This is a genomic window from Pseudomonas sp. CFBP 8772, from assembly GCF_014841665.1.
GTDB classification, from domain to species: Bacteria; Pseudomonadota; Gammaproteobacteria; order Pseudomonadales; family Pseudomonadaceae; genus Aquipseudomonas; species Aquipseudomonas graminis_B.
On the sequence record NZ_JACYUI010000008.1, the window covers coordinates 190,004 to 203,376 of the forward strand.

Genomic DNA, 13,373 nt, shown 5'->3' on the forward strand with positions numbered 1-13,373 from the left:
CGGTCGTTACCGTGACGCAGGTAGAATAGCCGCCACCTCAGGCAAGATGCGACCCGCAAATGACCGATCTCACGCTTTATCACAACCCGCGTTGCACCAAATCCCGTGGCACGCTGGAATTGCTTGAAGCCCGCGGCCTGACGCCGACCATCATTCATTACCTCGAGACCCCGCCCGATGCCGCGCAACTGCGCGAGCTGCTGGGCAAGCTCGGCATCGGTGCTCGCGGACTGCTGCGCACCGGTGAAGACGAGTACAAAACCCTGAACCTGGCCGACACCGGCCTGAGCGACGAGCAACTGATCGCCGCCATGGCGGCCCATCCCAAGTTGATCGAACGCCCCATTCTCGTCGTCGGCGACAAGGCTGTACTTGGTCGTCCGCCGGAAAACATTCTGGAGATCCTGCCATGAGCGCGCCGTACATTCTGGTTCTGTTTTACAGCCGTAACGGCGCGACCGCGGAGATGGCGCGGCAGATCGCTCGTGGCGTCGAGATGACCGGCATGGAAGCGCGCCTGCGCACGGTGCCGGCGGTGTCTACCGACTGCGAAGCCGTGGCGCCGAGCATTCCGGAGGCCGGCGCGTTGTACGCCACACTGGATGATCTGAAAAACTGCGCGGGCCTGGCCTTGGGCAGCCCGACCCGCTTCGGGAATATGGCCGCGCCGCTGAAGTACTTTCTCGACGGCACCAGCAACCTGTGGCTGACCGGCGCACTGGTGGGCAAACCGGCCAGCGTGTTCACCTCCACCGCCAGCCTGCACGGCGGCCAGGAAACCACGTTGCTGTCGATGCTGCTGCCCCTGCTGCACCACGGCATGCTCATCAGCGGCCTGCCCTACAGCGAAGCGGCGCTGATCGAAACCCGTGGCGGCGGCACGCCTTATGGCGCCAGTCATCACGCCGGCGCCGACGGCAAACGCGCGCTGGATGAGCACGAAACCGCGCTGTGCCGATCGTTGGGTCAGCGGCTGGCGAGAACCGCGCTGTTGCTCGATCCGCCCAAGGGCTGATAGCTCAAGGCGTTGCTCGCGCGCGATTGCTGGAACCCCTTGCTCAAACCGGGTCAAAGCACAGAGCCCCTGCCGGGGTTCTGCGTCAGCACTCGGAATGCGCTACGCCAGCAATCGCGCACATGAATTTTGTTTTGGAGAGGGCATGCAAGACTACAAATGGCTCCATGAATACTGCCTCAACCGCTTTGGTTCCGTCGCCGCCCTCGAGGCGCATCTGCCGACCCCCGCCACGCCGAAAAAACTCAAAGCCCTCAGCGACGACCGGTATCTGTCGACCATGGCGCTGCGGGTGTTTCGTGCCGGCCTCAAGCACAGCCTGGTGGACGCCAAATGGCCGGCCTTCGAGCAGGCCTTCTTCGGCTTCGATCCGGAAAAGGTCACGCTGATGGGCGGTGATCACCTTGAACGCCTGATGCAGGACGCGCGGATCATCCGTCACCTGGGCAAGCTCAAGAGCGTGCCGCGCAATGCGCAGTTGATCCTCGACATCGCCCACGAACATGGCAGCTTCGGCAATTTCATCGCCGAATGGCCGGTGACCGATATCGTCGGGCTGTGGCGTTACCTGTTCAAACACGGCAATCAGATGGGCGGGCTCTCATCGCCGCGCTTTTTGCGCATGGTCGGCAAAGACACCTTCATTCCCAGCCATGACGTGGTCGCTGCGCTGAATGCGCAGAAGATCGTCGACCGCGTGCCCAGCAGCCAGCGTGATCAGGCGGCGGTGCAAGCGGCGTTCAACCAGTGGCATGCGGACAGCGGCCGGCCGATGTGCCAGCTGTCGATGATGCTGTCGTACACGGCAAACCATTGATCGTTTTGCCGGTGGAGTGAGCAGACACAGCGCGTAACAAATCGGACGTCGTATACAATATTCGGCATCCGCCCTTTTCGAGTCATCTGCGTGCCTTTTCTTCTTCCAGACGCCCCCAACCTCGGTGTCGCGCCCTCCGCGTCCGAGGTCATTGCCAAGTACCTGCGCGAGTCGATCATCTCCGGCCAGTTCGCCGAGGACGAGCCGATCCGTCAGGACGACATCGCCCGCGTGTTCAACGTCAGCAAGATCCCCGTGCGTGAAGCGCTCAAGCGTCTGGAAGCCGAAGGGCTTGTGCAATTCCAGCGTAACAAGGGTGCCGTGGTCACGCGGATTTCCGAGCCGGAGCTGGCGCAGATCTTCGAAGTGCGGGTGCTGCTGGAGGTGCAAGCCATCCGCCTCGCCGTGCCGCGAATGACCGCTGCCCAGCTGGACCGGGCCCGGGCCATTTGTGACGAATTCATGCGCGACGACGACATCGGGCGTTGGGCCGAGCTGAACTGGGCGTTTCACACCTGTCTGTATGAAGCGGCGCAGCGGCCGTTTCTGCTGAACATGATTCGCTCGATCCACGACAAGGTTGAACGCTACCTGCGGGTGCAGATGAGCTTTGAAGAAGGCAAAGAGCGCGCCGACCTGGAACACCGCGAGATTCTCAAGGCCTGTGCCGATCGTGACGTGGACAAGGCCGCCGAACTGATCGAGCACCACATCATTGGCGTCTGCCGAACCCTCTACGCCCACCTGCCTCATGCCGTGCTCAGCGAGATCTGAACGAATCGCGGCTATGCCGATTTCGTCATTGGCGAGGGTGAAATCGGTCAAGACCCTGGACGTCGTTCGCGGCACCCTTGCCTCAATAGTGAAGCTGCTCCGCGCCGCGATCTGTAAACCGGTTGTACAGCGCTTTTTGTAGGACCGGCTTTAGCCGGGAAGAGGCCAGCGTTAGCACCGCAAATCTTGCAGCGTGGCGACTGGCGCCTTCCCGGCTGAAGCCGGTCCTACAGGGGATCGTCGAAGCCAGTTCCATTGGGCGAACGCAGCGCTTTTAGTGGGACCGGCTTTAGCCGGGAAGAGGCCAGTGTTAACACCACAAAGCTTGCGGCGTGACGACCGACGCCTTCCCGGCTGAAGCCGGTCCTACAGGGATCGTCGTCGCCCGTTACGTCGGGGTGTACGCAGCGCTTTTAGTGGGACCGGCTTTAGCCGGGAAGAGGCCAGCGTGAACACCATGAATCTCGGGTGTGACGACCGACGCTTTCCCGGCTGAAGCCGGTCCTACAAGGGATCGTCGTAGCCAGTTACGTCGGGGTGTACGCAGCGCTTTTAGTGGGACCGGCTTTAGCCGGGAAGAGGCCAGCGTGAACACCATGAATCTCGGGTGTGACGACTGACGCCTTCCCGGCTGAAGCCGGTCCTACAAGGGACCGTCTTAGCCAGTTAGATCGGCGTGTACACAGGACTTTATGTAGGACCGGCTTTAGCCGGGAAGAGGCCAGCGTTAGCACCATAAATCTCGGGTGTGGCGACCGACGCCTTCCCGGCTGAAGCCGGTCCTACAAGTGACCGTGATCGCCAGTTCCATCGGGTGTACGCAATAGCCAGTTCCAGACTCAGTCCGACAGGGGGAATACATGAAACGCATCCAGATCCTCGATTCTCACACCGGCGGCGAGCCGACGCGGCTGGTGCTCGACGGGTTTCCCGATCTCGGGCGGGGCAGCATGGCCGAGCGGCGTCAGCGTCTGGCTGAGCAGTTCGATGACTGGCGCGCCGCCACCGTGCTCGAACCCCGCGGCAGCGATGTACTGGTCGGTGCGCTGTTGTGCGAGCCGGCGGATCCCGGGGCCTGCGCCGGGGTGATCTTTTTCAACAACAGCGGCTACCTGGGTATGTGCGGCCACGGCACCATCGGGCTGGTAGTGTCGCTGGCGCATCTGGGCAAGATCGGCGCCGGCGTGCACCGCATCGAAACCCCGGTCGGCACGGTTCAGGCCACGCTGCACGAAGACCGCTCCGTGAGCGTCGACAACGTGCCCTCCTACCGCTACCGCAAGGACTTCGTCGTGGAGGTGCCTGAACTGGGGAGCGTGACCGGCGACATCGCCTGGGGCGGCAACTGGTTCTTTCTGATCGCCGACCACGGCCTGAGCGTCGCCGCCGACAACCTCGACGCCCTCACCGACTACACCTGGAAGGTCCGGCAGGCGCTGGAAAACCAAGGCATTCGCGGTGAAGACGGCGGCGTCATCGACCACATCGAGCTGTTCGCCGACGACAATCACGCCGACAGCCGCAACTTCGTGCTCTGCCCCGGCAAAGCCTACGACCGCTCGCCCTGCGGCACCGGCACCAGCGCCAAACTGGCGTGCCTGGCAGCGGACGGCAAACTTCAGCCCGGTACGCTGTGGCAGCAGGCCAGCGTGATCGGCAGTCAATTTGAAGGCAGTTTCGTCTGGGAGCACGGCGAGCGGCAGGCGGGCGACCGCATCGTGCCGACCATTCGCGGCCGTGCGTACATCAGCGCCGAAGCCACTTTGTTGCTGGACAACGAAGACCCGTTCGCTTGGGGCATTCGCTCGTGACCGACGCCGCCACCCTGCAAGGCCAGGCCGCCGATGTGATCGTCATTGGCGGCGGCATCGTCGGCGCGGCGTGTGCGGACGAGCTGGCGTCTCAGGGTTTGCATGTGCTGGTGCTGGATTGTCAGCGCCCCGCCGCGACCGCTGCGGGTATGGGCCATCTGGTGGTGCTGGACCACAGCGCGGCCGAGCTGGCGCTGGGGGAATATTCGGTCAAGGCCTGGCGCGAGCTCGCGCCGCAGATGCCGGACGACTGCGCGATGCGCACCAACGGCACCCTGTGGCTGGCCTGCAATGAAGAAGAAATGGAAGAAGCCGAGCGCAAGCATGCGGCCCTGAGCGAATACGGTCTGGCGTGCGAGTTGCTGTCCGGCGCCGAACTGGCAAAGGCCGAACCGTCATTGCGATCCGGCCTGCTCGGGGCACTGAAGGTCAGCGGCGACGGCATTCTTTACGCGCCCAACGCCGCGCGCTGGTTGTTGCAGCGTCAGTCTTCGCGAGTGGTTCAGCGCCAGGCCGAAGTCGTGGAAGTTCAGGGCAACCGGGTCCGCCTCGCAACGGGAGAATGGCTGCAAGCCCCGGCCGTTGTGCTGGCCGGCGGCATCTATGCCCGCGAACTCTGTCCCGATTTACCGCTGCAAGCCAAGAAAGGCCACCTGCTGATCACCGACCGTTACCCCGCGCAGATCACCCATACGCTGGTTGAGTTGGGCTACGTCACCAGCGCCCACAAGGGCAACGGCCCGTCGGTGGCGTTCAATGTGCAGCAGCGCCCGACCGGCCAGCTGTTCATCGGGTCATCGCGGCAGTTCGACAACCATAACCCGGAGGTGGACGCGGCCATGCTCGGGCGGATGCTGCGTCGGGCGATGGATTTTCTCCCAGGCCTGGGCGAGATGAACGGCCTTCGCAGCTGGACAGGTTTTCGCTCCGCCAGCCCCGACGGTCAGCCGCTGATTGGCGAGCACCCGCATCAGCCCGGCCTGTGGCTGGCGGTCGGGCACGAAGGCCTCGGCGTTACCACGGCCACCGGCACAGCCCGCCTGCTCGCTGCGCAAATGCTGCGCACTCGACCGCCCCTCGACGTTGAACCCTACCTGCCGCAACGCTTTATCGGAGCCCGCGCCCATGCCTGAATTGAGCATCGATGGTCAGCCCTTTCGCTTCGCCCAAGGCACCACGGTGGCCGCCGCGCTGATGTCGAGCGGCGATCGTTGCAGCCGCACCTCGGTCAGCGGCCAGCGGCGCGCACCCTTGTGCGGCATGGGCATCTGTCAGGAATGCCGGGTGAGCATCGACGGCCTGCGCCGGCTGGCGTGTCAGACGATCTGCCGCGACGGCATGCGGGTCGAGACTCGGCCATGAGCATGAGCATGACCGAGCATGTCGATCTGCTGATCATCGGCGCAGGTCCGGCGGGCATGGCGGCGGCCCTGGCGGCGGCGCCTCACGGGCCGAGCATCGCTTTGCTCGACGACAACCCGCTGCCAGGCGGGCAGATCTGGCGCGACGGCCCCAACGCTCAAGTGCCGAAACAGGCTCAGGATATGCGCACGCAGTTGCAGGGGTTCAGCAACGTTCGCCTGCACAGCGGCTGCAAGGTGGTCGCGCTGGCCGGGGCGAAGCGCTTGCTGCTGGAGGACGCCGAGCGGGGCTGGGTGTTGAGTTACGACAGGCTGATTCTGTGCACCGGCGCGCGGGAGCGACTGCTGCCCTTCCCCGGCTGGACCCTGCCGGGCGTCACCGGCGCGGGCGGTTTGCAGGCGCTGATCAAAGGCGGGCTGGCGGTCGCTGACGAACGCATCGTGATTGCGGGAACCGGCCCGCTGTTGCTGGCCTCGTCGGCGACCGCGCAGAAGCAGGGCGCCGAGGTCGTGCGCGTTGCCGAGCAGGCGCCCTTGAGCGCCGTCGCCGGATTTGCTGCCGGGCTGTGGCGCTGGCCGAACAAGGCGATTCAGGCGATCACCTTGGCGAGCGCCGCCTATCGAACGTCGGCCCATGTGCTGGCAGCGCTGGGTACGGATCGGCTGGAAGGCGTGCGCGTTCAGGTGGGTGACAAGGTCGAAGAGCTGGCCTGCGAGCGTCTGGCCTGCGGTTTCAGTCTGGTGCCCAACACCGAGATCGCCCGCGCACTGGGCTGCACGCTGCGGGATCAGGCCATCGTGGTGGATGAGTGGCAGGCGACGGGTTTGCCCGATCACTACGCAGCGGGTGAATGCACCGGTTTCGGCGGCAGCGAACTGGCGTTGGTGGAGGGGCGCATCGCCGGGCTGGTGGCGGTGGGTGACCGAAATAAGGCCCGAGGGTTGTGGGCTGAGCGGCAGCGCTGGCAAGGTTTTGCGGATCGGTTGAACAAGGCCTTCAGCCTGAACCCGGCGCTGAAACAGCTGGCGGCGCCGGACACGCTGGTCTGTCGCTGTGAGGACGTGCGTTACGCGGACCTGGCTGCACATGGCAGCTGGACCGGCGCCAAACTCGCCACCCGCTGCGGGATGGGCGCGTGTCAGGGGCGCATCTGTGCCACGGCGGCGCAGACCTTGTTCGGCTGGGACCCCCCCTTGTTGCGCCCGCCCTTCAGCCCGGCGCGGATCTCCACCCTCGCCTGTCTGGATGATATTTAAAGGAGCGATATTTAAAGGGGACTTATTTAAAGGGGACTGATTTATTTACAGCGCTTCACCGTAAATAAATCTGTCCCCGCAGATCAGTCCCCGCAGATCAGTCCCCGCAGATCAGTCGCCCCCCGACTAGCCGCCGCATCCAACATCCCGCATCATCGATCCCATTCCCCACCCGGCCGTCCCGCCCGTGAACATGATCGACGTCCTCCTCACCACGCCCTTGCACGACCTCGACCAACTGCTGGCCAGCCTGACGTTGGTCGCGCCGCTGTTCGATGCGATTCCCGGTGTGGTGTTCTTCGTCAAAGACGCCCACGCGCGTTATGCCCTGGTCAACCAGACGCTCGTGCAGCGCTGCGGTTTCAAGGAAAAAAGCCAGATCGTCGGGCTGACCGCCGAAGACGTGTTCCCCGCGCGCTTCGGTCCGTTGTACACCGCCCAAGACCGCCGCGTGCTGGCCGATGGCAGGCAACTCAGCGGTCAGCTGGAGCTGCACCTTTATTACGGCAATCAGCCGATCTGGTGCCTGACTCACAAGATCGCCCTGCGCGATCAACACGGCGCGATCATCGGGCTAGCGGGAATCTCCCGGGACCTGCAAATCCTGCAGACGACCCATCCGGCGTATCAGAAACTGGTCGAGGTCGACGCCTACATCCGCGAACACTTCGCGCGGCCCATTACCCTTGAACAGCTCACCGCCATTGCCGGGCTCTCCATCGCCCAACTGGAGCGGCACTGCAAACGCATCTTCCAGCTGACGCCACGGCAGATGATTCACAAGGCGCGGCTGGGTGAAGCGTCGCGGTTGTTGCAGGAAGACCTGTCGATCACCGAAATCGCCCTGCGCTGCGGGTACACCGATCACAGCGCGTTTAGCCGCCAGTTCAAGGCGCTGACCGGAGCGTCGCCGAGTGAGTATCGGGGTTCGCAAAGGCGCATCTGAATTCGCTGCTCCCCCCTGGATGATCGCGGTATTTGTGCAGGACTGGCTTTGGCCGGGAAGAGGCCTGTGTGTGCGCTGTAGTTTTTGCAGTGTGGCGACTGACGCTTTCCCGGCTGAAGCCGGTCCCACTAGTTGATCGCGGTGCTTCTGTAGGACTGGCTTTAGCCGGGAAGGGGCCTGTGTGCGCGCTGTAGTTTTTGCAGTGTGGCGACTGGCGCTTTCCCGGCTGAAGCCGGTCCTACGTGAATTGCAGTGCCACCGGCTGATTGCGGTGCGGCGGAATGTGGCGACTACCGCGCTGCAACGTGCATTAATGAAGCACGCTGCGGATTCTTGCTCCTTTATGTAACACCGTCCCGCGCTCCTGGAATACCTATCCAAACCCCGGCCCGCTGATCCAGAGCCCTGCACGGCATACTGGCAAAACAGGCACGCTGCGTGCATATCAAATATCGTATACGAAATTACTTATCCGGCCGTTTCTCCCTTTGCACGCACCGAGGCTTCTATGAAAAACCAAGCTGTCGCCGTCGCCCTCCTCGCCGTCATGAGCTCATCCTTTATCAACACCGCGTTGGCCGACAAGCTCGATGACATCATCGACTCCGGCAAGCTGCGCTGCGCCGTGACCCTGGACTTCCCGCCGATGGGGTCCCGTGACGACAAGAACAACCCGGTCGGATTTGACGTCGATTACTGCAACGACCTGGCGAAGGTACTGGGCGTCACAGCCGAGGTGGTGGAAACACCCTTTCCGGACCGCATTCCTGCGCTGGTTTCAGGCCGCGCCGACGTGATCGTGGCGTCGACCTCGGACACCCTGGAGCGGGCGAAAACGGTGGCGATGACCATCCCCTATTTCGCCTTCCAGATGGTGGTACTGACCCGCGACGACGCCGGCATCAACAGCTATGACGACCTCAAGGGCAAAGATGTCGGCAACACCAGCGGCACGTTCGAAGCGATCGCCCTGGAGAAGGATCAGAAGAAATGGGGCAGCGGCAGTTTCCGCGCCTACCAGACCCAGAACGACACCATCCTCGCCGTTGCCCAGGGCCACATCAAAGCGTCCGTGGTGACCAACACCGTCGCCGCCGCCACGCTCAAATCCGGCAAGTACAAAGGCCTGAAGATCGCCGGCAATGCGCCCTACACCATCGACTACGTTTCCCTTGCGGCGAAGCGTAACGAGTATGGGCTGATTCATTACCTGAACCTGTTCGTGAACCAGCAAGTGCGGTCCGGGCGCTATGCCGAGCTGTATGAAAAGTGGGTGAGTGGCAAGCCGGTAGACCTGACCGTGCCGGGCGTCTATTACTGAGGGGAACGATCAGAGGGCGCGGACCGTGTAGGAGCGTGGCTTGTCCCGCGATCTGGCGCGAAGCGGCAGCAAGACCGTCGAACATGCTGATTCAGTGACGCCGCGGTTGTAGGTTTTACGACGACTGCGTCGCCGATCGCGGGACAAGCCACGCTCCTACAGGGCTACGCGTCCCGTCTGAATCATTCGCGGAACCTGAACCAGGAACCCATCAGCGTCACCCGCTAAAAGCGATTCACTCACTCAGGAGCCCACGATGTCTGAAGTCTCGTTGAACGGGCGCTGTCTCGTCGCCGGCAGCGCGCAAGGTGAATTGCTGTACGCCGATGTGGGCCTGAGTTTCTGGGGCGGGGTCGAGCCGTTTACCGGTGAAGTGATCGACCGCCATCACCCCCTCAGCGGTCAGTTCATCAACGGCCGGGTGCTGGCCATTCCCAGCGGGCGCGGTTCGTGCACCGGCAGCAGCGTGTTGCTGGAACTGATCCTAAACGGCCACGCGCCGGCCGCACTGGTCTTCGAACGCGTGGAAGACATCCTCACCCTCGGCGTGCTGATCGCCGAACAGATGTTCGGCCATTCGATCCCGGTGATCAGTCTCGGCGAAGCGGGCTTTGCGGCCCTGCGGGACGTTGCTTTCGTGCGGGTGGAAGATGACCGCGTGAACGGCTTTGCCTGCCTGCCGCCACCACTCCCTCGCGATCAAAAAAGTCTGATACGTCAGCGCCCGATCACCCAGATTTCACTCACCGAAACCGACCAGGGTTTTCTCGACGGCGCTTACGGCAAAGCCGCGCAGGTGGCGATGGGCATCATCCTGCGCATGGCCGAGCTGCAGGGCGCGACGGAACTGCTGGACATCACCCAGGCGCATATCGACGGCTGCATCTACACGGGGCCGGCCAGCCTGCGGTTCGCCCGACAACTGGTGGCCTGGGGCGCCAAGGTCCGCGTGCCCACCACCCTCAATTCAATCTCCGTGGACAAGCGACGCTGGCGCGAACTGGGCGTCGACCCGGCCCTTGGCGAACCGGCCAGTCAGCTGGGCGATGCCTATCTGGAGATGGGCGCGCGGGTGAGTTTTACCTGCGCGCCATACCTGCTGGACAGCGCGCCGGAGCTGGGCGAGCAGATCGTCTGGGCCGAATCCAACGCGGTGGTGTACGCCAACAGCGTGATCGGCGCGCGCACCCTGAAGTACCCGGACTACCTCGACATCTGCATCGCCCTCACCGGCCGCGCGCCAAAGATCGGCTGCCACCTGACCCAGCAACGGCTGGCGACCCTGCGCATCGACGTCCCCACACTGGACGGCCTCGACGACAGTTTCTACCCGCTGCTCGGTTATCACGTCGGGCTGCTGTGCGGCGCCACGATCCCGGTGATCTGCGGCCTTGAGCACAAGGCGCCCACGCTGGATGACCTCAAGGCGTTCGGCGCGGCGTTCGCCACCACCTCCGCTGCGCCGATGTTCCATATCGCCGGCGTGACGCCCGAAGCCACCACTGCGGAACTGGCGCTGGGCGGGCAAGCGCCGGAACAAACCTTGAGCGTCAGCCCGGCGGATCTGCTGCACAGCTGGCGCGAGCTGAACAGCGCGCAAACGCCGGAAGTGGACGCCGTGACGCTGGGCAATCCGCATTTTTCCCTCAGCGAATGCGCAATGCTGGCGCACCTGTGTGGCAACCAGCGCAAACACGAAAACGTGGCGATCGTCGTGACCTGTGGCCGCGCTACCCTGGAGCGCGCGCAACGGGCCGGCTACGTCGACACGCTGGAAGGCTTCGGCGTGCAGTTCGTCACCGACACCTGCTGGTGCATGCTCGGCGAGCCGGTCATCCCGCCGACCGCACGCAACCTGATGACCAACTCCGGCAAATACGCGCACTACGCCCCCGGACTGGTGGGGCGTCGCGTGCATTTCGCCAGCCTGGCCGAGTGCGTCGACAGCGCGATCACCGGTGTCGCCAGCGGGCGCCTGCCAGCGTGGTTGATGGCGGCGCACCAGGCGGAGGTCAGCGCAGATGTTTGATTACAACTTCCACTGGCGCGCGGCGTTCAAGGCGCTGCCTGACATGCTCAACGGCGCGTGGGTCACCTTCGAAACCGCCGCGCTGTCGATGATCCTCGGCGTCACCATCGCGCTGTTTCTGGTGTTCATGCGCCAAGGCGAAAACCGCCTGTTCCGGGGGTTCGCCGCCACCTGGATTTCCATCGCGCGCAACACGCCGTCGCTGTTCCAGGTGTACATCCTGTATTTCGGCCTGGGCTCGTTCGGCCTGCACATCAGCTCGTGGGCGGCGTTGCTGGCGGGCATCACCATCAATAACGCGGGCTATCTGGCGGAGAACTTTCGCGGCGGTCTGAAGGCCGTGCCCGACACGCAATTGCGCGCCGCCCGTTCGCTGGGCATGAGCGCGCCCCAGGCCTATCGGCTGATCGTCATTCCGCAGTTGCTGCGCATCGTTTTCTATCCGCTGACCAACCAGATGGTCTGGGCCGTGCTGATGACCTCGATGGGGGTGATCGTCGGCCTCAATAACGACCTCACCGGCGTGACCCAGGATTACAACGTCAAGACGTTCCGCACCTTCGAATTCTTCGCCATTGCGGCGGTGCTCTATTACCTGATTGCCAAGCTGATCGTGGCCGTTGCCCGGCTGCTGTCCTGGCGGCTGTTCCGGTACTGAGGAGATGGGCATGTTCGAGAGCACGTTCAGCTGGAACGACCTGCAATTCATGCTTCAGGGCGCCTGGGTCACGATTTTGCTGACCGTGGTGTCGATGTTCATCGGCACGCTGGCCGGGGTGGTCTGCGGCATGGCCCGCGCCCTGCTGCCGCGCAGCACGATCCCGCTGGCCTGGGTGCTGGACGTGTTTCGCAGCGTGCCGTTGCTGATCCAGTTCGTGCTGTTCAACGCGCTGAAAAGCATCGTCGGCCTGAACTGGAGCGCCTTCGCCGTCGCCTGCGTGGTGCTGGGCCTGTACGTCACCGCTTACTGCACGGAGATCGTGCGCAGCGGCGTGTTATCGGTGCCGCTCAGCCTGCGCCGCGCCAGTCGTTCCCTGGGCCTGACGTACTGGCAGGACTTGCGCCAGATCGTCATGCCGATGGCCACCCGCGTGGCGTTTCCCGGCTGGATCAACCTGCTGCTGGGGGTGATGAAAGACACCGCGCTGGTGATGTGGATCGGCATCGTCGAACTGCTGCGCGCCTCGCAAACCATCGTCACGCGCATTCAGGAGCCGCTGTTGGTGCTGTGCATCGCCGGCCTGATTTATTACGTCATGAGTCTGGTGGTCGCTCGCCTGGGCGCCCGGCTGGAAACGAGGTGGCAGGAAAATGATTGAGATCGACAACGTGCACAAGTCATTCGGCGAGCTTGAGGTCATCAAGGGCGTGAGCCTGCAGGTGAACAAGGGCGAAGTGGTGTCGATCATCGGCGGTTCGGGCTCGGGCAAGTCGACCTTGCTGATGTGCATCAACGGCCTGGAATCGATCAAGAGCGGCAGCATTCGCGTCGACGGCACCGAGGTTCACGCCAGGGGCACGGACATCAACAAGCTGCGGCAGAAGATCGGCATTGTCTTCCAGCAGTGGAACGCGTTCCCCCATCTGACGGTGCTGGAAAACGTGATGCTCGCCCCGCGCACGGTGCTGGGCAAAAGCAAGGCCGAAGCCGAAGCGCTGGCGGTCAAGCAACTGACCCACGTCGGGCTGGGCGACAAGCTCAAGGTGTTTCCCGGCAAATTGTCGGGCGGTCAGCAACAGCGCATGGCGATTGCCCGGGCGCTGGCGATGTCGCCGGATTACATGCTGTTCGACGAAGCGACATCGGCCCTCGATCCGCAGCTGGTGGGCGAGGTACTGGACACCATGCGCATGCTGGCCGAGGACGGCATGACGATGATTCTGGTGACCCACGAAATCCGTTTCGCCCGGGACGTGTCCGACCGCGTGGCGTTTTTCCGCAACGGGCTGGTGCACGAGATCGGCACGCCGGATCAGGTGATCGGCAACCCGCAACGGCCGGAGACGGCGGATTTTTTGCGATCAATCAACTAGAGCCTGCT

14 protein-coding genes are annotated in these 13,373 nt (G+C 63.6%); all 14 read left to right on the plus strand.

Features of this window, described 5'->3' with window-relative positions; all coding sequences use genetic code 11:
* Positions 1–59: 59 nt before the first annotated feature.
* The 14 genes from arsC to IFT99_RS17650 all read left to right on the plus strand — a co-directional run bounded on the left by arsC (position 60) and on the right by IFT99_RS17650 (position 13,365).
* Positions 60–413, plus strand: coding sequence for an arsenate reductase (glutaredoxin) (arsC, locus tag IFT99_RS17585; RefSeq protein WP_192133898.1), 354 nt, complete (start codon positions 60–62; stop codon positions 411–413).
* Complete coding sequence (gene wrbA / locus IFT99_RS17590) at positions 410–1,015, plus strand: NAD(P)H:quinone oxidoreductase (RefSeq protein ID WP_192133900.1); 606 nt, start codon at positions 410–412, stop codon at positions 1,013–1,015. Before arsC ends, wrbA begins: the two co-directional genes overlap by 4 nt.
* Positions 1,016–1,160: 145 nt before the next feature.
* Entirely contained in the window at positions 1,161–1,832 is a 672-nt protein-coding gene (locus IFT99_RS17595; RefSeq protein ID WP_122622243.1) for a DNA-3-methyladenine glycosylase I, read from the plus strand.
* A gap of 90 nt (positions 1,833–1,922) precedes the next feature.
* Positions 1,923–2,606, plus strand: coding sequence for a GntR family transcriptional regulator (locus tag IFT99_RS17600; protein WP_065992829.1), 684 nt, complete (start codon positions 1,923–1,925; stop codon positions 2,604–2,606).
* Between the two features lie 860 nt (positions 2,607–3,466).
* Positions 3,467–4,417 (plus strand): 4-hydroxyproline epimerase, encoded by a 951-nt coding sequence (locus IFT99_RS17605; protein WP_192133902.1) that lies wholly within the window; start codon positions 3,467–3,469, stop codon positions 4,415–4,417.
* Positions 4,414–5,550 (plus strand): NAD(P)/FAD-dependent oxidoreductase, encoded by a 1,137-nt coding sequence (locus IFT99_RS17610; RefSeq protein ID WP_342214629.1) that lies wholly within the window; start codon positions 4,414–4,416, stop codon positions 5,548–5,550. Before IFT99_RS17605 ends, IFT99_RS17610 begins: the two co-directional genes overlap by 4 nt.
* On the plus strand, positions 5,543–5,779 hold the full coding sequence (locus tag IFT99_RS17615; protein WP_192133904.1) for a (2Fe-2S)-binding protein: 237 nt from the start codon (positions 5,543–5,545) through the stop codon (positions 5,777–5,779). Before IFT99_RS17610 ends, IFT99_RS17615 begins: the two co-directional genes overlap by 8 nt.
* Positions 5,780–5,787: 8 nt before the next feature.
* The gene (locus IFT99_RS17620) at positions 5,788–7,035 is read left to right on the plus strand and encodes an NAD(P)/FAD-dependent oxidoreductase (RefSeq protein ID WP_192134067.1); all 1,248 of its coding nucleotides are present in this window, start codon (positions 5,788–5,790) and stop codon (positions 7,033–7,035) included.
* A gap of 193 nt (positions 7,036–7,228) precedes the next feature.
* A complete protein-coding gene (locus tag IFT99_RS17625) occupies positions 7,229–7,981 on the plus strand; it encodes an AraC family transcriptional regulator (protein ID WP_192133906.1) in 753 nt (250 codons plus the stop codon).
* Positions 7,982–8,489: 508 nt separating this feature from the next.
* Positions 8,490–9,302, plus strand: a complete 813-nt coding sequence (locus IFT99_RS17630; protein WP_065992820.1) for an ABC transporter substrate-binding protein — start codon at positions 8,490–8,492, stop codon at positions 9,300–9,302.
* Positions 9,303–9,558: 256 nt separating this feature from the next.
* On the plus strand, positions 9,559–11,331 hold the full coding sequence (gene lhpI / locus IFT99_RS17635) for a cis-3-hydroxy-L-proline dehydratase (protein WP_192133908.1): 1,773 nt from the start codon (positions 9,559–9,561) through the stop codon (positions 11,329–11,331).
* Positions 11,324–11,989: an amino acid ABC transporter permease gene (locus tag IFT99_RS17640; protein WP_192133910.1), complete on the plus strand. Its 666-nt coding sequence runs from the start codon at positions 11,324–11,326 to the stop codon at positions 11,987–11,989. The genes lhpI and IFT99_RS17640 overlap by 8 nt, the downstream gene beginning before the upstream one ends.
* Before the next feature lie 10 nt (positions 11,990–11,999).
* Positions 12,000–12,650 carry an amino acid ABC transporter permease gene (locus IFT99_RS17645; RefSeq protein ID WP_192133912.1) on the plus strand — a complete coding sequence of 217 codons (651 nt, stop codon included), beginning with the start codon at positions 12,000–12,002 and terminating at the stop codon, positions 12,648–12,650.
* Positions 12,643–13,365, plus strand: coding sequence for an amino acid ABC transporter ATP-binding protein (locus tag IFT99_RS17650; RefSeq protein WP_065992809.1), 723 nt, complete (start codon positions 12,643–12,645; stop codon positions 13,363–13,365). Before IFT99_RS17645 ends, IFT99_RS17650 begins: the two co-directional genes overlap by 8 nt.
* Positions 13,366–13,373 lie beyond the last annotated feature (8 nt).